This window comes from Pseudomonas sp. 5Vm1k, from assembly GCF_056161485.1.
Genome location: NZ_JBSPCZ010000002.1, coordinates 241,607 through 262,146 on the forward strand (window position 1 = coordinate 241,607; position 20,540 = coordinate 262,146).

Sequence of the window (20,540 nt, forward strand, 5' to 3'; positions counted from 1 at the left end):
GGGGCTGGGTAGATGACTTGGCCGGACGGATACATCAAGGCGGAGAGAGAGTGGGCTGTGAAAAACGGTCAAGACGATGCCCAAGTTGTCATAGATGCGGCTGATGCAATTGGTAAAATTAGATCTAGGCGCGCTGGTGATGAGTATCAGCAGGAACTGGAAAGCCTTTATTAACGCTATGCTGACTCGTAAACTCATCACTGATCGAGGCTAAACGTCTACGGCGCGGGTTACTTTGGGAGGTTATTGCACTCACCCTCATAGTCAAATCTCAATGGCTTGTCTTGGCCGGATTCTGACGGTGCTGAAAGGCTACATGAGTCGATTATAACGCCTAGTAGAGACGGGGGCTCCTATCCGGCCCGGACGGCGTATCGCTTATTTCGCTCTTTTGAACCTCGCCGCTACCGTTAAGAATCAATCTGAAAATAAATCGCCTACACTGGAATTCCTCTGCCAACGGGTGGAGTTGAACCGATTAGGAAGTGACGCGTGGACACCAAAGGGGTAAACCTCCCGCTGCATATGGGATGGGCAATCGTTGTAGAGGACTACCTACCATTACGAATGTTGCTAGTGGAGACCTTGGTGGAGCTCGGCCTTCAGTCTTTGTGCTTCGAAACGGCTGAAGCTGCTTTGATTTATCTCAGGCAGACGAATGGCGGTTGTCGGCTAGTAATCGTGAACGAGGGGCAGCCAGGGCGACTCCAAGGTGAGGCGTTCGTCGAGATGGTAAAGGCAAAATGGCCCGCAGTCTCTGCGATTTTGACATTCGACCGTGAGCTTGATTCCTCTACAGCACACTCTCAAACGATCTATCTGAAGAAACCTTGGACCTACGACGAACTGGTTAACGCGGTCGCGAGCGGCATTCGGCAGGATTATTTGGTTGGTAAAGTGTAACTGCCCATATTCACCACACTGACATCACTCACTGACGTTGATATGACTGAGAAAGAAGCTATCGTCTCCCATTCGTGCCATGTGTAATATGGAACGCCATCGCTTCGGGGCTGTGTTGGTGCGCTGAGTTCTGCGCCACCGCTCGGATACGCTCAATCCTAGTCACCATGGGGAGCAGCGCCGGTTTGTTGTGCCACGAATGTCAGGAACATTCTTGTGTGGCGCGCGGTCTAATTTGTAACATATCGGATCTTCTGGGTGAGAAACGTCATGTCACCGAAGCTATATTTGGCCGCGCCATTGAAGCAGCCCCCTATCCCACCATCTCCAAATTACTCCGTGGCCAAGGCTTCCATCGAATTAAGAGCAGAGGCCTACGTGTATGTCGAGCAATTCGCAGAGGCAAGACGAGATTTCATCGCCCTGCGAGAGCACTTCTTCGAAGAAATAGCGACAACAAAAAAACTCATCAAAGCAATGGATGTTCACCTTAACGAACACCATCAACGATTACCTGGGTGGAAGTCCGAAGATTGGATATCTTCAGGGCTCTGTGTGGGCCAGGGGGTACTCTAAAAAGTCTCTCGCGTCATTTCGCGCCTGATATGGCCGAACCACCAAGCATTCGATTAGAGCTGGGGCCTCCCGGGTGAGCAACCTAGTCGTCTTCCGATCCGAACGGCAAGTTGTACAAACAAGTTGAGCGCGTTTCGATGGGCAATATCTCAATTGTCTTTTTATGAATTGCCGTTTTTGCCCGAAAACGAACTCTCAGCAAACTTTATATTGGGCATCTTCAGGATTGCTGGTGCCCAGCTTGAATCTGAGCTGCTGGATGCCCGCTTTCGACCCGAAGCCGCCTCTCGAATGTGTCTACTGATGTAGGAGCGGCTCAGTAATTGGAAGCTTGACTAGAAAGGTGGTGCCTCCATTCGAGTCGGAGCTGACATCGATTGAACCGTTATGTGATGCCACTATCTCTGACGCGATGAACAGGCCCAAGCCCAACCCCTCTGTCGGCCCATGATCAATTACTGATCGCAGAGAGAAACGCCCCATGGGGTTAAATATAAACGGGAGAACGTCCTCTGGTATGGGCTCACCACTGTTATGCACGGTGAAAATAGCGCAGTCTCCTGAGGTATCTAACTCCACCTTGATAGGGAGTTGATTATTTCCATGCTGTACAGCGTTGCTGATTATGTTCGAGAAGACTTGTTCCATTCTGGCGCCATCGAATTGCCCTTGAACTGGAGTCTTCGCCTTGAACAAGACCATGGCCTCTGGATGAAACGTTCGGATTTCTTCGACAACACGTTCGCAAACTTGCGAGAGATCTATATCCGTCGTTTTGACAGGAATGCCTGGGCCCATTTGGCAGCGTGTTAAATCAAGTAGGTCTCCAACAATTTGGCTCGCTCGCCGCACGCTTGTATATATCTGATTGGCAACCTTGGTAGCCCGGGCTCCGGCCCCTTCTGAGCGCCTCAACATGTCGGCACCCAGCAAGATCGCTCCAAGCGGGGTGCGCAGGTCGTGGCCGAGAATGCCTAAAAATACGTTGCGCGACGCTTCTACCGCGCGTGAGTAACTGGCGATGGATTCGGCGAGAGCTTGATCGATGGCCTCGTGGAATCGGGTCATATCGTCGACATTAATCGGCGTGCCATCCTTCACTTGCCTCATCCACTGACTGACGACACTCGTTCTCAGTGCTCGATATTCCGACACCATTTGATCGATCGTGAAACCTGCCATTAACCTCGTCATTGCATGAGTTTCAGCTGCGGTTTCTTCATCATCTAAAGGGGCTTGGCCTTGAGACTTGGCAGCTTGCTCTCGCTTCGTCTGCGTTGTTCGCAAGTCACTTACAATTGCCCGCAACATCTGTTCGGCATGATCTCGCAGAGCTTCACTATCGAGGTCCGCACCTGGCGTCTCAATGGTTCTGGCGAAATCTTCCCAGGCCTGCAGAATCGGTTCAAGGTTCTCAAGAATGAAATCGGACAGGCGCATGTCGGTGATCCTAATGGGAGGCGATGCAGAGGCCGGCAGGAAAGCGAGACTGCGCAGATACGGTGTGAGCGGGTGTTCAGCAGTGTAGGAGGTTGTTTATAGCTTTTAAAGCTCGGTCCGTATTAGGCCCCTTTGTCGATACGCATGATCAAGGCGTCGTCAGCTTTGACACTGCCCCTGATCTCTTGCATCCATCGCGTAAAGCAACCCCTCCGAAGTTTGCGCCGAGAGGTTGTGTGATCCAAACGTGAGCCCGAAATGGGCTACTTCTGCGCCGAAAAAGTCAGCGACCGGCTTTTCGTCTATTGAAATACGGATCGCGCAATCATTTCCTAATAAGGTCGCGGCCAAGATGACAAGATGGGCATCAGATGTTTTTGTAAAACCAAAAAGCCGCTCTTGGGAAACAGTGGTGATCTCTTCCGGAACGGGTGCCGTTTTGCAGCCTGCCATTAGAGCAAGTGTTAAAAGGAAAGTGATGTACGTCATCCTATTCCTCTACACAGCTTCTTCTATCCAGCTGCCGCTACAGCCCTAATGTCAACGACTTCAATCTTTGCTCCACGATGCTGTCAAAATGGTCTGATAACAGTTCACAGCGCTCTGTGGGCAGGCCGTCACAGCATGTTATTCCAGTATGAATCCCTGGAGTTTAGCGCCACTTTTAACCGCGAGAATCATCGAGCCTGCGAGTTCAATCTCGTGGAGAATCCTCTCAGCCTGCCGCTTTATGGGCTCGGGCAAATCGTTTGTAGCTTCTCTCATGGCTTTCTCCACCAGCGCTTATGATCGAACAACAAGAGGCACCAGTTCACTCTGAGAGCATGGATCAAATGCAGCTCCAAGAGTTTCGCTGGCTTCATATCATGAGATCTTCACCCATCAACCAGCCATAGTACCGCTGCTTCCGGCTAGAGCTCATCTGCTGCCGCTCTTGACAGGCCGCTTCGGCCGTTTGCCATCACTCCGATCGACACCCAGGTCGGATGGCTGTGCTGTTTCGCCGAGCCGATCAGCTGTGAAAAAAACCGGTCTAGCGCCAGCGCTGGGCGTTTCTACTTTGTGCAGGGTTCGGATGGAATGAGGATGACCAGGTCCGAATCACCTATGTCGACACCCGCTTGTGAAAGCAAGGTGCTAACTTGTCCGCGGTGATGCGTTTGATGGTTGAAAAAATGCATGACCAACCATAAAAACGTCTGTCCGCGGCTACCCCCGTCACGCTTGTGTAATTGAGGGTGTAATCTAAATCCGGCTCTGTAATGGAGCGAGACCACTCGGCAATCATCTGGACGAGCCACACTAGATATGCCGAAAGTTCTCGGATACTTGAGAACAGTAACTGCTCGAGGCTTTGGGGGCAGGAAGCTGCCGAATTGGCTCCAGAGCCAAGTGGTTCGCTGGGTGCTTGGCGAATCGCTTTAGCCAGATAGTGTCTCCAGCCCCCAGGTGGTTCAACGTCCCTAGAATAGACCAAAGAGTGCTTTCCTGTTCACTGAGAGCTCTTCATCTGGCAAGCTTCTGGAAGCTCCATAAATCTTTGAATTCATCCACTCGTTATAGGTCGCCATCAGGCAGACATGGCTGATGCGGCTGATCGTGTCCATCACTTTCAGTGAATACTTGATAAGCGATCCACACTCATTTTGAAAAAATGTCTAGTGTTGGGCTTGTTTGTTTTTGGGGTGGTGCAACGGGTCAACATTCCCTTGTTCCAAGGTTGATGGCTGTATGTAGCAATTATGTTCATGGCTTATCCTCCACGTTGAGTGAGGCAAGGGTGGATAGGTGCGAAGCGGCCTGCGCTGGTTCTGCGGTTCATTTCCCGATGGGTTGATTGTATTGATCCTTGATGCGCTTCAGCTCACCCGAGTGGCGCAGCTTCTCCAGGGCGCGGGCCCAGGCAGATACAAGTTCGTCGTCACAGTCCCGGCTGAAGGCGATGTACAGCGATGAGCGATAGAGCTCGATGGGAATCTGCCGCAGCGTGCCGGGGGCGATCTTCAACTGGCGGCTGTAGTAAGCCACCCCCGCATCGGTGTCGCCTATGATGATGTTGGTGCGCCCGGCTAGCAGCATGCGATAGAGCTGCTGGCTCTCAGTTGCACTTTTTTCGAGGTTGTTGAAGCCCCGCGACTGCAGAATCTCGGGAATAAGGCCGGCATGTCTCGTCGTGATCTGAGAGGCATGCATTAGCTGCTCCAAGGAGTTCACCGGCTGTTGCGCATTGACTAACTGATAGGGGTGAATGGACTCTTCCACGATCGGTCCGACCCACTTGTACAATGGTTCACGCTCCGCCGTGCGAAATAGGGAATACATTATAGTCTTGGGCCGGGTCTTCAACGCGCGGGTGCTTCGCATACTGGGCAGCAGCACCACCTCAAAACCATCCCCGGTTAGCGCCATTATGCCCCGAACGATCTCCGTGGCCATGCCGGTGAGCTGATTGTTTTCCTGGTAGTTGTACGGCGCCCACTCTTCAGTAACGACCTGATACTGCTCGGCCCTGACGGGAGTGCCGAGTAATAGACAGAGCAGCGCGGCAGTAAGTGTCGAATGTTTCACGTGTTCTGCCTGGTGGGCTGTGCGGTGATCAAGGGTGGATCTGATTAAAAGGTCGAAAACAGTATAGTCCCTGACACGCGTCAAACGCCTGATGTAGTCCCGTAAACCGTCAACACGGCGATTGATACATACGAACCAGTACGCATGGCGCAGGATTTACAAGAGCGGTTAACTGAATGCCTCTTATGGGTATCGGTCGGGACAAGTAATGACCGTTCGCTTTTGGCCGATTTCTGACTTAAGCCAAGGCCTGGAGTCGACTGAAATCAAACCCTTGGATGGCATCGATTATTTCGTCGCTGTGAAGCGAAACGCCTGTTCTTGCAGGCTCGTCTTGATCAATGCAGCCAAGAATCGGGTGGCCGGGGACGGGTCATCGCCACCGCTGTGCAACACATAGCCAATGCTTGGCACGGGCGGCAGACCAGAAACAACGGTGAGATGGCTCGGTAGCCCGATCCGGGTACGCAGCGTCAGACCCAATCCGGCGGCGACGGCCGCCCAGAGACCGCCGACGCTGGGGCTGGTCAGGGCGATCCGCCAGGGTATTTGCGCGGCATCCAGCGCCTGGGTAGCGGCACTGCGCAATACGCAAGGCGCGTCGAACATGATCAATGGCAACGGTGAGTCATCAAGGGCAGTCAGCAGTGGCGTATCGCGGGCTCCGATCCAGTGCATCTGTGTTGCGCCCAGACGCGTGGCATAGGGCGACATGTGCCCGGTGTCCCAGGTCAGGGCTAGGTCCAAATCTGCGCTTTCCACCAGAGCAAGAAGTTCAGCATTACGGCCAATCCTGACTTCGAGACTCACCCTCGGGTAAGTCTGGACGAAGCGTCGCAGGATATCGCTCAGGAAATGTTCTCCAAAGTCCTCTTGAAGCCCGAGGCGTATGGACCCGGCGGTCTGGCTTTCATGCAGGGTCTGGAAAATACCATCGTTCAACTCCAGCAACCGGCGGGCATGGCTGAGCAGTGCTTCTCCCGTGGGGGTCAAGACCAGTCCGCGACCGGATTTAGCCAGTACCGGCGTACCGATCTGCTCCTCGAGTTTCTTCAATTGAGCGCTTACCGCCGAGGTCGACCGACCGAGACGATCCGCCGCTTTGGCAAAGCTGTTGAATTCCACACCGGTGATGAAGGTGCGCAACACGTCAAGATCGAAGGTTGGGCGGCGCATTCAATAGTCCACTAATTTGGGATGATTGATGCAATTAAATCTGATATTCGGAATTGTTGCGACTTGATAGTTTTCCTCCATCAAATTGGGACATCAGAGGGAAAAACATCATGAATGCATCGATGGTCACGGGGCGAGAACACCAAAGCAACTACCCGCAGAAGTTTGCCGAGCTGACCGACAACGTATTGTTTGGCGACATGTGGACGCGTCCACATTTGAAGCCCCGTGAACGCAGTCTGGCGACGGTGGCCGCGTTGGTGGCCATGTACCGACTTGAGCAGTTGCCATTCCATTTGCAGCGCGCACTAGACAACGGCTTGAGTGTCGACGAACTGGCCGAAGTCATTACCCATCTGGCGTTTTATTCCGGTTGGCCAACCGCTGCCTCGGCGCTGAATTTGCTCAGTGAGTTTCAGGCTTGCCTTCCAGAACATCAGGAGTAATCGTTGATGCCGTTTGCACGAATTTCACTGCACCGCGGTAAGTCGGTCGAGTATTTGCAAGCGTTGTCCGAGGGCTTGCACGATGCCTTGGTCGAGAGCTTCGAAGTACCGGAGACAGATCGCTTCCAGGCCATTCACCAACATGAGGTCGGCGAGCTGATATTTGATCCCCACTACCTGGGCGGGCCACGCAGCCATGACTTTGTGCTCATCGCGATTACTGCAGGCCGTCCTCGAAGTGTCGAGATCAAACAGCGTTTTTACCGCGATCTGGTCGAGAAATTGGGGCAGGCGACGGGCCTGAACGCGGAGGATGTCATGGTGGTAATCACCACTACGGCCGGTGATGAGTGGTCGTTTGGAGGAGGGCGGGGTAACTAGCGCCGCCGCTGCACTAGGGGCCTTACCTAGAGGGGCATGATGCATCGCCTTCATCGGCCCTTGCGCCGGAAGGAGAACACGGTACCGCTGCAGCCGTTGTCGTCCCGCAGGTAGACGTCGAAGGTCTTGCCGACGACGGCGTAGCTGACCGTCACGACGCCCACGTCGTTGGACAGATAATTGCCTTACATTGCCGGCGCGAAATCGATCGCGTCGCGAGCGAGCAGGTAGAGATGCTCATTATAGACGGTGGTGGCGGGCGACAGCGTCTTCAGGTGATCCTCCATGACGCTGTTGAGGGGCTGGCTGATCTCGTACTCGATGCCAGCGTCGCGGTACGGGATCGACAGCAGCAGCTTGCCATCGACGCTCAGGCGCGTGGCGAGCGAGGTGTCCAAAGTGACCGTCATGCTGTTGAGCCGGTGCAAGTCCCCGCGTGTCAGGCTCAAGTCTGAGACCTCGCTGTACCCATCCTCGACGACCGAGAAATTCGATTTCCATCGGCCTTTGTCGCGCCACGACTCCCACACGCCGCTGGGGCAGCCCACGCCGCTGACGCTGTCGAGCGCATAAGTGCCGATCGCCTGCGTGAGAATCTCGTGCTTCGAGCCAATGATGATTTCCGAGGTCTGATGCGCGTCAACGGGCAAGCGCCGGTCGCCATGGGCCGATGCCCAGTTGCCGTCGAGCGTGTCGCTGGCTACCTTGCCGGTGAAGGTGCCGGTACGTTGGCCCGCACTCCCGAACTCGTTCATCATAAAGGTCCCTGATGGGGCGATCTCGCCGCTCAGGTAGATATCATTGCGCTTGCCGGCATGGCGATAGCTTCCCGTCAGCCTGCCATCGACATTCTTGAGATTCATCGTAAACGCATCGCGATCGCCGATGCGGCCCGCGAAGGTCTTGTGGAAGTACTGAGGATCGGCCAGCGCCGTGGTGGCGGTCATCCAGAACAGAAGCACGGCGACGATCTGCAGGGCAGGACGAAACATGGAGAGCGCTCGGGATTGAAGGTGGCGAAATCGTGACACGCCGTACCGATCGGTGACACGCGACCACGCGCGCAAATCGCTTGGCTGGAAGAATTCTCAGCCTAGTGATCGTCAGCAATTTCGGACCAGGCTTCGACGGACCGCTCCTGGCCGCTTTCTGCCTGTCGCCACCGTCAGATATGGGTCGAGTAGCGATAACGGCGCACTGTGACTGATCCACCCTTGTCCTCCACCACGTGGAGGACGAGCCATGAACACTATTGCTAGATACCAACATCAGCCTTGGAACAAGGGAAAGCTTGTCGGGCAGAAAGCTCCGCTTCGAGTCAGAGATATCTGGGCTATCCGCGTAAGACTTCAGCTTGCTGAGAAGACACGTGATTTGGCGCTCTTCAACTTGGCCATCGATAGCAAGCTGCGTGCCTGTGACTTAACCAAGTTGCGAGTCCGAGACATCGCCCATGGGGAGCATGTGTCGTCACGGGCCATCGTGATGCAGCAGAAAACTCAGCACCCAGTGCAATTTGAAATCACTGAGCAAACCCGAACGGTTTTGGAGGCTTGGATGCATCAGGCGCGTCTCCGCAGCGAGGATTTCTTGTTCCCGAGCCGGTTGCACGCCTCAGACCATCTTTCCACCAGGCAATACGCTCGAATAGTCAAAGCGTGGGTGACAGCTATCGGCCTTGACCCAACCATGTACGGTACCCACACGCTACAGAGAACTAAGGCCTCATTGATCTATCGCAGGACGAAGAACCTGAGAGCCGTACAACTCCTGCTTGGCCATACGAAGCTTGAAAGCACTGTTAGATACCTGGGCATCGAGGTCGATGATGCCTTGGAAATGGCGGAGCAGACGGAAGTCTGACCATTCACTGCGACGGTCGATGTTAGACCGTCGCTATCCTTCCCATAGCCGCCAGTCAATTGTGTCTACAAAATCGGGAGGCATTCAAATCAGAAGGCAGTCTTGCGCTGAGTAATTTATGACTGGCGTATCCTCAAAATGGAATCTGTGATGGCTTGAGCATTAGTGTCCAGCGTTTCCATGGCCGACATCGCATTAGCGGCGACACTGCCTACCCCATTTTCTGAGAGCCACTTGGTTATTTCTTCTATAGCTGCACTTAAGGCATGCTGGCTGTGGAGGAGCAATGTCAGAGCGTCCGCCGTGGCGATCTTGCAATCTGAATTATCTGGCATGGCGTTCGTCCTTGAGGAATGATGCCGGAAGCCTAGCTTATCTCTCTTTGGCTGATACTGGTCGACCGCTGCCCGCCATGATAGGCACATGGACAGATGCTGACGCTCGCCGGTATCTGCTCTGCCGGCCTTTGTCACTTCAGTGTCAGACCCAACGACGCTTTACTACAGAGTCCGGCCATCCTGATAGAATCGATCAGGTTATAGATAACACCCTTCTGAGAAATGGTATGAATACGGAATTGATGGAAGATGAGATGCGCCGGGCGCTATTCGGTGATTCTGAGCCCTCTTCGCCGGCAATTAACTCAGACGTACAGGACACAGTCCCGGATGTTGTGATCGTGCAACCGGTGAAGGCAGCGAAGAAAAAGGCAGTCTCAAAAGGCTTCACTCCTAGGTTGAGAGTTACGCTCCGTGTGGGAAACGAATTTGAAGGCGAGATGCACGAGATGGTGCATGAGGCCGATACGCTGAGCTCCCTAGTTGCAGAACAAGAAGCTACAAAGACGGCCAGAAAAAAATTCAGGTTTGTGGAAGTAGTCTCGGTCAAATCGATGTAAGTGGGTACTCTCACTTTTCGTCCGCGGGCATTAAGCCGCATTCAGTTACCGCGGGTCACGCAACAGATTCGTGTCGATTGAAGCCTCAAATATTAGGGGCGTTAGTCGTATCCCGGACTGGATTTATGAATCGCCCCCGGCACCGTAGATACTTTTCTGGCTCAAAGTGAGGCACTTTCGAAGTACTCAGGACTGCCACCGTCGGCTTGATGATCCAACGTCCGATTGGCGATGGGTAGAACCCAGTAGCCTTGCTTAGAATTACTCCTTTTTCAAATCTTGAAACACCCTAAAAACAAGTCCAGAAATGAGTCTTTTCCTGCTTTGGCAAGAAAAGAAACCCCATAAATTTCAATGGGTCGGACGCTAGATGCGAGTCTCGTTTCCAGCTCCAATCCTCTGATTGTTTTCGCTGTGTAATCAATCTGTCGTCACGGCTACCGAATTTTGTCGCAATTGGTCTAAGTAATCAGCCCATTGTTGAGCCGCCTCCCGGCGCTGCGCTAGGAGTTGCGCGCGCGCATAAACTGCCCCGAGCGCACCTGGCATTCGGTGGGATAACGACAGTTCAAGCACGATAGGATCTATGCCCAAATGCTCGTGGGCAATGGTCCGGTAGGTGGCGCGAAAGCCGTGGGCAGTAATGTTGTACTCCGGCCAGATACGCTGAAAGGACTTGAGCATGGAGGTCGGGTTTATGGGACGTCCCGGATAGACCGGAGAGACGAACACCCAGCCTTTGCCTTCTACATCCACCACGCGAGTTTTATGTAGTTCGCGTAACAGGACCAATGCTTGCTCAGGCAACGGCACGATGTGTTTGCTCTTGTCCAGGTGCTTGGTCTTGCTCACCACATAACGCCAATCGGCGCCCACCAAGTCGACATCTTCCCAGCGCATCTGCACCAGTTCGCCGGGGCGAACCGGCAACATGACCAGCAGCCGCATTGCGGTGGCTACGCTGCCGTCGTTGCAGTCATCAAGGCGTAGCAAAAACCTGCCCAGGTCCGCCGGCCTTTCTATCGCCGGGTTGCTGGTCACAACGTGGCGAATCTTCAACTCCTCGATGTTGCTGAGCGCCACGTTGCGCTCCACCCAGCCGCGACCTTCGGCGAATCCCAGGATGGCGCGTATGATGGTACGCACGCGCCGGGCCATGGCCATTGTGCGCTGGCGGCGCAGCTCGGTAATGATCGTGGTGATGTGCTCCAGCTTGATCTCGCTGATCGTTTTTTTGCCAATGGCAGGCAAGATGTGGTTGTTCAGCGCTCCGGTAAAGCCCGAGATGGATTTGGTCACCAACTCGGCAGACTTGAATGCCAACCATTGCTCGGCCACGTACGCGAAGGTGCGCTCTTCATTGAGCAACTGTGCCTCGATCTTGGCGGTCTTGGCCTTGAGCGGAGCGGTGTGGTTAGCCACGTCGCGGCGTGCGCCGCGGGCAATGTCGCGCGCCTCCTTGAGGCCAATGTCGGGGTAAGCGCCGATGGAGAAGCGGTTTTCCTTGCCATGCAGCCGATACTTCAATCGCCAAACCTTGGAAGGGGATTTGCCGACCTTGCTCGACGCCCTTACCTCCAAGTAGAGGCCAGGAACTTCGCCATCGGCGTGTTTGCCGGGGTCGGTCAGTGAGCGGATCAAGGCATCGCTGAGTTTTCGTTTGAAAACAACCGCATTATCTGGGGGCATCGGTGGGGGCATCCTTTTTAAGGAACCGAAATTTGCCCCCAATTATGCCCCCATGAGTCGTGGAATCCATTGGATTTAGACAGACGGCAGTGGACTTAAATTATCAATAAGTCGTTGTTATAAAATGGTTTTATGGATTTTAGTGGAATTCCATTACAGGCTATCGGGGTCCCCAAAAAACATCTGAATCCTGGACCGCAACCAACGCTCACCCGGATCATTATCCTGCGACCCGCGCCAGGCCATGTGCAATTCAAAGCTGCGCGTCGGCAATGGCGGATCTTCCGCCCGCACACCGCCGGCGGCCGTCAACGCTTCAGCGGTGTAGTCCGGCACGGTGGCGACAATATCCGTCCCGCTGATGAGTGTGCTCAGCCCGTTGAACTGCGGCACCGCGAGTACCACGTGGCGTTTGCGCCCGAGCTTCTCGAGTTCTTCATCTATGAAGCCGCTCAGGTCACCGGCGAACGACACCAGCGCATGGGGCCGCGCGCAGAAGTCGTCCAGGCTCAGCGGTCCCGGAACGGTGTCGGCCCGCAACAGCTTCGGCATGCTGCGACGCAGTACTTTGCGCTTGGCGTTGGCCGGCAAATCGGCGGTGTAGCTGACGCCGATGGAAATTTCGCCGGAGGCCAGCAGGCTTGGCATCAAAATGTAGTTGGCCCGGCGCACCACCAGCACGATGCCCGGTGATTCGGCGCGCAGGCGTTTGAGCAGCATGGGTAGCAAGGCGAATTCGACGTCGTCTGATAAACCGATACGAAACACTGCAGTGCTGGTGGCCGGGTCGAATTCCGCCGCCCGGCTAACTGCCGTGGAAATCGAGTCCAGCGCCGGAGAGAGCAGGGCGAAGATCTCCACCGCTCGGGCCGACGGTTCCATGCTGCGGCCGGTACGCACGAACAATGGATCGTCGAACAGCCCGCGCAGGCGTGAAAGCGCTGCACTGATGGCCGGCTGGCCGAGGAACAATTTCTCCGCAGCGCGGGTCACACTGCGTTCATGCATTAATGTTTCGAAAACGATCAACAGGTTCAGGTCGACACGACGCAGGTCATTACGATTCATCTGGAGTCCTGGCAGAGTCAGCAAACTTGACGTGGGCGACCATATGAGAACAATGGCCGGCATGAATCTTACGGGCAAAGGCTGCTACTCTGCACCGTGTAATTCAATTTTTACTTAAATGGCTGCTTCGGTTTTTTACGGCATCTGATGATGTCGCCGGCGCTGCGGAATCAATGACAGGCATGTCGACTATTAATAGCCACTGATGGTCTTGGGTAGAAAGCCCAGATAGAGTTCGGGGCATTAGAGGTTACTTTGACGAGGTTTGCGATGTCCCGCACGATCCGTTTTCACAAGTTTGGTCCAGCCGAGGTGCTCAAATGCGAAGAGCATGCGGCCGCTCTGCCTGCACCAGGTGAAGTGCAGGTGCGCGTCGAAGCAATCGGCATCAGCTGGTACGACATTCTCTGGCGCCAGAACCTGGCTTCGTCACACGCTCGTCTGCCTTCAGGCCTTGGCCATGAAATGTCAGGTGTCGTGACGGCCGTCGGGGACGGTGTCGATGACCTGGCGGTGGGCGACAAGGTCGCCAGCTTCCCGGCCGAGAGCCCTAACGATTATCCGGTCTACGGCGAACAGATTGTTCTGCCGCGCTCGGCACTGACCCGCTACCCGGACGTGCTCAGCCCGATCGAAGCCAGCGTGCATTACACGCCGCTGCTGATCGCCTACTTCGCCTACGTTGATCTGGCGCGGGTCAAGCCAGGGCAGTTCGCCCTGGTGACCGACGCAAGCCATTGTGCTGGGCCGTCCTTCGTACAACTGGGCAAAGCCCTGGGTGTGCGAGTGATCGCGGCGACCAAAAACGCAGAAGAGCGTGAAAACCTGCTGTCCCTCGGTGCCGAGAAAGTCATCGTCACCGAAGAACAGGATCTGCTGATGCAGATCAACAAAATCACCGACAACCGTGGCGTCGACGTGGTGTTCGATGGGCTTGGCGGTCCACAGATGTCGATGCTCGGTGACGTGCTGGCGCCTCGCGGCAGCCTGGTGCTTTACGGCCTGCAAGGTGGTAACCAGACGCCATTCCCGGCCTGTGCAGCGTTCCAGAAGAACATTCAGTTCTTTGTGCACTGTATCGGCAACTTCACCGGCAAGCCGGAACTGGGCATCATTCAGGATCAGGTGGCGTTGCAACGAGCGTTGCGCGACATCAACCAGTTGACGGCCGACCGTGTGCTGCTGCCACTCAAGACTCGGGTCTTCCCGTTTTCCGAGTTCGTCGAAGCACACCGCTACATGGACGAATGCCCATGCCGCGAGCGGGTCGCCCTGCAGGTCGAACCGGTGTAAACCTGCTGCAAGAGTTCCGTGTCCTCGCGGACTCTTGTTTTTGAATGCATCCCCGATGCCCTCTGTGCTCCTTGCACCGAGGGCATTGTCGTATCTGGAGGGCCCGTTTCAGCAACTGAACCGGTTTTTGCTTTTGATCTGTATCTTCTAATCATTATCTAAGCCCTGATAATTGAATGATTACTTTCATCTCAAGGAATGAGTCATGAGTGGGCGTTCGGCTGATATTAATCAGTGCCTGTTTACGGCAGCTAGCAGGGAAATGTCACAGCATTTAATTGACCACGACATATCAGCGTCTTTTTTCTCTATTTTTTGTACTCAATGTCTGTGGGACGCTGTCGGAAGTTTCCTAAGACGTCACGCTAAGCCTGGAGGGCCTTGCCCCGCTGGGCTTTGCGGGGAGGTGCCTGTCGCCTTGGCCTAGGCAGAGTACAAACATTTCAAATAATTACCCAAAACTTAAGTGCTAGCATTTTATGACAGGATCCAGCACTTCATCACCGTGAATCGGTCGCGCAGTACCTATTACTGTTTGCGTGACATTGAACTTCCGTATACCAGGTAAAACACTGATGACCACAATCCACGATCAGGCAATGAACTATGTTTATCAGCAAGTACTGCAAAGGCTGCTGAGTTTTTTCTCACGCGCCGAGCGCACTGCCTTGCAGCTTATGATTCAGCGTCTGGTAGTGTCGGCCGGCGGCATGGAGCGCATCGGCGACTTCAAGGTCATGTCGATTCAGTCCGGCACGCTGGACAATTGTTACACCCTGGCGTTGTTGCGCGCGGCTCAACTGAGCATCGCCAGCCGCGCCCCGGCGACCTTCCAGCTGCGCGTGGCGACGTTGCGCCAGAGCGGCACCGGCTCTACGGCGCTGGAAAACATCCATCGCAGTAATGCGGCATTGTTCCTCTACGACGATCCTCGGGTCGAATTGTTGATGGTGGATAACCGCGAAGTCCTTGCGTTCAACCATTTGGCACCGGTCTCCGAGGCCGGGCGCGAGTCCAACCGACTCAACCTCCTGATGGTCGGCCATCGCCGGCCCTGGGACGGCCCTCTCGATCTATGGGATGACGGCTACCTGACAACAGGCGAGTTCTACGGGCAGATCGCTCGGTGGGATAATGGGGTCGATGCGTTGATCTGCAGCGAAACGCCTCGCCAGCAGAAGCAGTTCCTCGATGGATTAAGGCGCGCAGCGCAAAAGGCCAGCCTCAAGGCCTCTACCTGCAACAATGCGGGGTTCGAGGTGTTGTTTGCCGTGCTCGATGACTTGGGCAGCGACTACTACCGCGAGTTCTACGCCGACCAAGGGCGCGCTCCCTGGCGCCCGGTGGGTGGATTCGAAGCCTGCCGTCGCACGACCAGCATCGATATTCACGACATGGTGGTCGGCAAGCTGGAGGAGCGCTGGCCGCTGCTTACGGAGTTTCTGGGTGTCCAGCTCGACGAGATGGCGGCGCACCTGAGCGATAGCGAATACGTCAGTCCCGTGATCGCGGCGCACCTGCGGGGGCTGCAAGCATGCTTTGTGTCCGGCCACAGTTACGAAACAGGGGTCGCCGAATACTTGCAGCGAGCCTTGGTGATGATGCGTCGCAAATTGGTGCCTGACCGCTTTTGCGAACTGGCGCTGGAGTCGTTCGGCAACCCGGCAGCCATGGTCGAACGGCGCTTGCTGGCGGCGGCCGAGGCTCAGAAAACCCTCGGGCTTACCGAGGCCCAGTTGGTATGCCTGCTCTTTGCACCTTTTGTCGATGGCGGCGCGGGGCTGGAGCGGTTTCTGCGCAGTTGCCACCCCGGCATGCTCGTGGCGATGCCGGACCTGCACAAGGCGATGCAGGGCCATCAAGTGCCGGAACAGGTCGTGCAATGGATGGTCGATGTCAGCGGATTGCCGGTCAGTCTGATCGGTACGCTGTACCGCTTGGGGCCGGTGGCCGTCGAGGCAAGTATTCCCGACGAATATCCGCAAAATGACGATATAGCCGAGATTGGCGAACTGTCAGCGGGGCATTGAAGGTGCCGAGGCAACCGCGATCCACAACCGCTCCATCGCACATTTGCACCGTGTCCGGCCTTAATCGATGAAAGGACCCAGAGAAACCGACTTTGCTTACCAGGCGGTTTACCGATACCTGACCCACCTCATCAACGAGCCGGGTTGCGATACGCCTATTCGCCTGCCCTCATTGAGGCAGTTGGCGGGGCGACTGAACGTGTCGATATCGACCATCCAGTACGCCTATTCATTGCTGGAGAAGGAAGGGCGGGTGTATTCGGTGGCCAAATCGGGCTATTACTCACTGCCGGTTGCCGCCATTGGTCCGTTGACCAGCGGCAATGATTTGCTGGAAACCGTCTACTTCAATGCGCGGCGTCCTGAAATGCTGGTGTTGAGCGCTGACGAACCAGCCTTGTTGCAGTCGCTGGACAGCCCGTTACTGATGCTCGAGCGAGAACTGTTGCGTCAGTATCCGCGCCAGCCACGATCGGTCTCGCAACCCTGCGGCGAACTGGAATTGCGCACGGCCCTCGCGGCGCGCTACACCACGTCACCGGCGCGTTGCTGGCATGCCGACGAGGTCTACATTGGCGCCGACCTGCGTGGTGTGCTGGAAATACTGATCGCTGTCCTGGACCTCAAGGACGCCACGGTGGTGGTCGAGTCACCGTGCGACTGGGTGATTCTGCGGTTGTTCGAGGCGGCGTATGTGCGGGTGATCGAGCTGCCGTTGCAAACTTGCGGCGCGCTCGATCTGGAGCACCTTAAAGAAGTGCTGGAAACCCAATCGGTGCGGCTGGTGATGCTTTCGTCGGGGCTGAGCATGCCCCGGGGCAGCCAGGTGCCCCACGACAACCGGCAGTCAATTGCGCAGCTGTTGGCGCGCTATGGCAGTTGGGTACTGGAGAACGACTGCTATGGCGAACTCGCTTTCGAGCTCGACGGGCCGAGGTTTCGCGATCTTGTGGACCCCGATCGGCTGATCGTATTTTCCACCTTCGAGAAAATCATCGGGCCGGAAGCGCCCTACGGGTATCTGCTCTCGCGACAATTGGGTGAAGCGCTGCAGCGGCATTTTTTGCTGCGTGCGTTTCGCTTGTCGCCGATCCGCCAGAAAGCTATTGCCCGCCTGTACAGCAATGGGCGTATTGACCAGCATCTGCAGGTGCTGAGGCGCCTGCTAAAAGATCGTCAGGTGCAAATGATCCAGCTTTTGCACGAACGCCTGGGGGACGCCTTGCAGCCAGTGGAGCCGCAGGGTGGGGCGACAATCTGGGCGCGCTCGTTGCGTCAGGTCGATGTGAGGCGGGTGTTCCAGCGACTGCTCAAACAGCAAGTGGTGATTGCACCCGGTGAGCTGTTCAGTCTGCAGGGTCTGCATGATCAGCACTTGCGTCTGAGCCATACCTTCAGCGGCGAGCACGACCTTGCTGCAGCACTGGGTTTGTTGGGGGATGCCTTGCGTCTGGAAACGGTTGATTGAGCGGCGTTAAAAAAGGTCGTGGATGGCGCGGATCGTTACCATCGCGCTGCGGTCAAACTGCCAGTAAACTGCGTTCCTATTCCTGAACCACTCTTTTTCAGAGGTTTTGCATGACACTCAGTCCTTTTGCGGGCAAACCGGCACCGGCAGAATTGTTGGTCGACATCCCGCGACTGGTAACGGCCTATTACACCGGCCAGCCTGATGCCGCCATCTCTACCCAGCGCGTTGCCTTTGGCACGTCCGGTCACCGAGGCAGCTCGTTCGACTTGAGTTTCAACGAATGGCACGTTCTGGCGATCAGCCAGGCCATCTGCCTGTACCGTGAAGCCCAAGGCATCGACGGCCCGCTGTTCGTCGGCATCGACACCCACGCGCTGTCGACCCCGGCCGGTGCCAGTGCCCTCGAAGTGCTGGCGGCCAATGGCGTTACCGTGATGATCGCCGAAGGCGACGAATACACGCCGACCCCGGCCATTTCCCATGCGATTCTTTGCTACAACCGCGGCCGCACCTCGGGCCTTGCGGACGGTATCGTCATCACCCCGTCCCATAACCCGCCACAAAGCGGCGGCTACAAATACAACCCTACCAACGGTGGCCCGGCCGATACCCACATCACCAAGTGGATCGAAGCCAAGGCCAACGAACTGCTCGGCAACAAGCTGGCCGGCGTCAAGCGCATCAGCTACGAGCAGGCGTTGAAAGCCAGCACCACCCATCGTCACGACTACCTCAACACCTATGTTGCCGACCTGATCAACGTCATCGACTTCGACGCCATTCGCAACGCCAAGCTGCATCTGGGTGTCGATCCATTGGGCGGAGCAGGGGTGCGCTACTGGTCGGCGATTGCCGAGCATTACCGCCTGGACCTGGAAGTGGTCAACACCCAGGTCGATCCGACCTTCCGCTTCATGACCGTCGATTGGGACGGGCAGATCCGCATGGACCCATCGTCCACGCACGCCATGCAAGGTTTGATCGGTCTGAAAGATCGTTTTGACGTGGCCTTCGGCTGCGACCCGGATCACGACCGTCACGGCATCGTCACGCCGTCCGGTGGCCTGTTGGCGCCGAACAACTACCTTGCGGTGACCATCGACTACCTGTTCCAGAACCGCCCGCACTGGCGCGCCGATGCTGCCGTGGGCAAAACCGTGGTCAGCAGCGGTTTGATCGATCGTGTGGCCAAGCGTCTGGGTCGTCGCCTGTACGAAGTGCCGGTCGGTTTCAAATGGTTTGCCGATGGCCTGTTCGACGGCTCGCTGGGCTTTGGTGGCGAAGAAAGCGCCGGTGCTTCGTTCCTGCGCAAAGACGGCGGGGTCTGGAGCACTGACAAGGACGGTCTGATCCCGGCGTTGTTGGCGGCAGAAATGACCGCTCGGACGGGGCGCGACCCAAGCCAGGCTTATCGCGCACTGACCGATGAGCTCGGCGAACCGTTCTCCGTTCGGGTTGATGCCAAGGCCAACCCAGAGCAGAAAGCGTTGCTGAGTAAACTGTCTCCGGATCAGGTCACCTCGACTCAATTGGCGGGCGAGGCGATTCAAAGCATCCTCAGCCATGCGCCGGGTAACGATCAGGCCATTGGCGGCTTGAAAGTCATGACCGAAAACGGCTGGTTCGCGGCGCGCCCATCAGGCACTGAAGACATCTACAAGATCTACGCGGAAAGCTTTATCAGCGACGAGCACCTCAAGCAGTTGGTGGCTGAGGCCCAGACGTTGGTGGATGGCGCAATTTCTGCGAAGTGATTGAGGGCCCCTTCGCGGGCAAGCCTCGCTCCTACAGGGCGGTGTCGATCACATGATTTGTGAACGATCCTTGTAGGAGCGAGGCTTGCCCGCGAAGGCGGCAGCACGAACGCAGCAGAATTCAAATCAAACAAAAATGGGCGACCACAAGGTCGCCCATTTTTTTGCCCGGTATTTAAGCCAGATCCACCAACACGATTTCACTGTCTTCAATCGCCGTCACGCGCAACACCTGCTCATCGGCAACCGCCACACCGTCTCGAGCTTGTGCACGCAAGCCATTGACTTCAATCACGCCAGTGGCCGGAACCAGATAGGCGCGACGGCCATTGTCCAGGCGATATTCCGCCGATTCCCCGGCTTTCAAGTTTGCCGCCACCAATCGTGCATCCGCGCGAATCCGCAGGCTTTGATCGTCGCCGGTCTTGCCGCTGGCCAAGGTCACGAAACCTTCGCGCTGACCTTTCGGGAAAGGCTTGGCGCCCCACGATGGTGCCGAACCGGCTTCGTTGGGGATGATCCAGATCTGGAAGATCCGGGTTTCGGTGGCTTCCAGGTTGTACTCGCTGTGGGCGATCCCGGTGCCAGCGCTCATGACCTGAACGTCGCCGGCTTCGGTGCGGCCCTTGTTGCCCAGATTGTCCTGGTGAGTAATTGCACCTTCACGCACATAGGTGATGATTTCCATGTCGCGGTGCGGATGCTGTGGAAAGCCCGTGCCCGGGGCAATCACGTCATCGTTCCACACCCGCAGGTTGCCCCAGTTCATGCGTTTGGGGTCGTGGTACTCGGCGAACGAAAAGTGGTGATGGGCATCCAACCAGCCATGGTGGGCGCCGCCCAAGGTGTTGAAAGGTCTGAGTTCAAGCATGATCGTCTCCTGAATAGGTTCGTCATGGGGCGGTGCGCCTGAGCCACGAAACAAGAACCGGTGGTTGATGGCGTGCATCATCTATCAGGCGATAATCGATAAAAAGCGTAAAA

At 56.0% G+C, this 20,540-nt stretch carries 20 protein-coding genes; 10 read left to right on the plus strand and 10 right to left on the minus strand.

All coding sequences use genetic code 11. The annotated features are described in order from the left end of the window. The first annotated feature begins 12 nt into the window (after positions 1-12). Both ACWIKB_RS04875 and ACWIKB_RS04880 read left to right on the plus strand, forming a co-directional pair. Positions 13-174, plus strand: a complete 162-nt coding sequence (locus ACWIKB_RS04875) for a hypothetical protein (protein ID WP_475265573.1) — start codon at positions 13-15, stop codon at positions 172-174. 318 nt (positions 175-492) lie between these two features. After that, positions 493-903, plus strand: coding sequence for a response regulator (locus ACWIKB_RS04880; protein WP_475265574.1), 411 nt, complete (start codon positions 493-495; stop codon positions 901-903). An 873-nt stretch (positions 904-1,776) separates the two neighbouring features. Here the strand turns inward: ACWIKB_RS04880 and ACWIKB_RS04885 are convergent. The 5 genes from ACWIKB_RS04885 to ACWIKB_RS04905 all read right to left on the minus strand — a co-directional run bounded on the left by ACWIKB_RS04885 (position 1,777) and on the right by ACWIKB_RS04905 (position 6,663). Next, positions 1,777-2,919 carry an ATP-binding protein gene (locus tag ACWIKB_RS04885; protein WP_475265575.1) on the minus strand — a complete coding sequence of 381 codons (1,143 nt, stop codon included), beginning with the start codon at positions 2,917-2,919 and terminating at the stop codon, positions 1,777-1,779. A gap of 159 nt (positions 2,920-3,078) precedes the next feature. Then, positions 3,079-3,408, minus strand: coding sequence for a hypothetical protein (locus ACWIKB_RS04890; RefSeq protein WP_475265576.1), 330 nt, complete (start codon positions 3,406-3,408; stop codon positions 3,079-3,081). A 566-nt stretch (positions 3,409-3,974) separates the two neighbouring features. Then, positions 3,975-4,220: a DinB family protein gene (locus tag ACWIKB_RS04895; RefSeq protein WP_475265577.1), complete on the minus strand. Its 246-nt coding sequence runs from the start codon at positions 4,218-4,220 to the stop codon at positions 3,975-3,977. A gap of 517 nt (positions 4,221-4,737) precedes the next feature. Beyond that, positions 4,738-5,487: a substrate-binding periplasmic protein gene (locus ACWIKB_RS04900; protein WP_475265578.1), complete on the minus strand. Its 750-nt coding sequence runs from the start codon at positions 5,485-5,487 to the stop codon at positions 4,738-4,740. 288 nt (positions 5,488-5,775) lie between these two features. Continuing rightward, positions 5,776-6,663 (minus strand): LysR substrate-binding domain-containing protein, encoded by an 888-nt coding sequence (locus ACWIKB_RS04905; RefSeq protein ID WP_475265579.1) that lies wholly within the window; start codon positions 6,661-6,663, stop codon positions 5,776-5,778. 110 nt (positions 6,664-6,773) lie between these two features. Here ACWIKB_RS04905 and ACWIKB_RS04910 point away from each other — a divergent pair, with 110 nt between their 5' ends. Continuing rightward, positions 6,774-7,109 carry a carboxymuconolactone decarboxylase family protein gene (locus tag ACWIKB_RS04910; RefSeq protein WP_475265580.1) on the plus strand — a complete coding sequence of 112 codons (336 nt, stop codon included), beginning with the start codon at positions 6,774-6,776 and terminating at the stop codon, positions 7,107-7,109. A gap of 6 nt (positions 7,110-7,115) precedes the next feature. Then, complete coding sequence (locus tag ACWIKB_RS04915) at positions 7,116-7,490, plus strand: tautomerase family protein (protein ID WP_475265581.1); 375 nt, start codon at positions 7,116-7,118, stop codon at positions 7,488-7,490. A 185-nt stretch (positions 7,491-7,675) separates the two neighbouring features. Here the strand turns inward: ACWIKB_RS04915 and ACWIKB_RS04920 are convergent, their stop codons facing one another. Then, a complete protein-coding gene (locus ACWIKB_RS04920; protein WP_475265582.1) occupies positions 7,676-8,482 on the minus strand; it encodes a hypothetical protein in 807 nt (268 codons plus the stop codon). Positions 8,483-8,732: 250 nt separating this feature from the next. Between ACWIKB_RS04920 and ACWIKB_RS04925 the strand changes: the two genes are divergently transcribed. After that, on the plus strand, positions 8,733-9,353 hold the full coding sequence (locus ACWIKB_RS04925) for a tyrosine-type recombinase/integrase (protein ID WP_475265583.1): 621 nt from the start codon (positions 8,733-8,735) through the stop codon (positions 9,351-9,353). A gap of 116 nt (positions 9,354-9,469) precedes the next feature. Here the strand turns inward: ACWIKB_RS04925 and ACWIKB_RS04930 are convergent, their stop codons facing one another. Continuing rightward, entirely contained in the window at positions 9,470-9,688 is a 219-nt protein-coding gene (locus tag ACWIKB_RS04930) for a hypothetical protein (RefSeq protein WP_475265584.1), read from the minus strand. A 230-nt stretch (positions 9,689-9,918) separates the two neighbouring features. Between ACWIKB_RS04930 and ACWIKB_RS04935 the strand changes: the two genes are divergently transcribed. After that, positions 9,919-10,251: a hypothetical protein gene (locus tag ACWIKB_RS04935; protein WP_475265585.1), complete on the plus strand. Its 333-nt coding sequence runs from the start codon at positions 9,919-9,921 to the stop codon at positions 10,249-10,251. A 420-nt stretch (positions 10,252-10,671) separates the two neighbouring features. Here ACWIKB_RS04935 and ACWIKB_RS04940 read toward each other — a convergent pair whose 3' ends face one another. Beyond that, positions 10,672-11,940: a tyrosine-type recombinase/integrase gene (locus ACWIKB_RS04940; RefSeq protein ID WP_475265586.1), complete on the minus strand. Its 1,269-nt coding sequence runs from the start codon at positions 11,938-11,940 to the stop codon at positions 10,672-10,674. A gap of 153 nt (positions 11,941-12,093) precedes the next feature. Beyond that, on the minus strand, positions 12,094-13,008 hold the full coding sequence (locus ACWIKB_RS04945; RefSeq protein ID WP_475265587.1) for a LysR family transcriptional regulator: 915 nt from the start codon (positions 13,006-13,008) through the stop codon (positions 12,094-12,096). A gap of 270 nt (positions 13,009-13,278) precedes the next feature. On the opposite strand from ACWIKB_RS04945, the gene ACWIKB_RS04950 reads away from it, so the two are divergent. From ACWIKB_RS04950 to pgm, 4 genes are all read left to right on the plus strand, one after another. Beyond that, positions 13,279-14,301 (plus strand): zinc-dependent alcohol dehydrogenase family protein, encoded by a 1,023-nt coding sequence (locus ACWIKB_RS04950; RefSeq protein ID WP_475265588.1) that lies wholly within the window; start codon positions 13,279-13,281, stop codon positions 14,299-14,301. 575 nt (positions 14,302-14,876) lie between these two features. After that, the gene (locus tag ACWIKB_RS04955; RefSeq protein ID WP_475265589.1) at positions 14,877-16,331 is read left to right on the plus strand and encodes a hypothetical protein; all 1,455 of its coding nucleotides are present in this window, start codon (positions 14,877-14,879) and stop codon (positions 16,329-16,331) included. Positions 16,332-16,398: 67 nt separating this feature from the next. Further along, positions 16,399-17,799, plus strand: a complete 1,401-nt coding sequence (locus ACWIKB_RS04960; RefSeq protein ID WP_475265590.1) for an aminotransferase-like domain-containing protein — start codon at positions 16,399-16,401, stop codon at positions 17,797-17,799. A 110-nt stretch (positions 17,800-17,909) separates the two neighbouring features. Next, entirely contained in the window at positions 17,910-19,556 is a 1,647-nt protein-coding gene (gene pgm, locus ACWIKB_RS04965) for a phosphoglucomutase (alpha-D-glucose-1,6-bisphosphate-dependent) (RefSeq protein ID WP_475265591.1), read from the plus strand. 175 nt (positions 19,557-19,731) lie between these two features. On the opposite strand, the gene ACWIKB_RS04970 is transcribed toward pgm, so the two are convergent. Then, positions 19,732-20,427 carry a pirin family protein gene (locus tag ACWIKB_RS04970; RefSeq protein WP_475265592.1) on the minus strand — a complete coding sequence of 232 codons (696 nt, stop codon included), beginning with the start codon at positions 20,425-20,427 and terminating at the stop codon, positions 19,732-19,734. Positions 20,428-20,540: the final 113 nt, after the last annotated feature.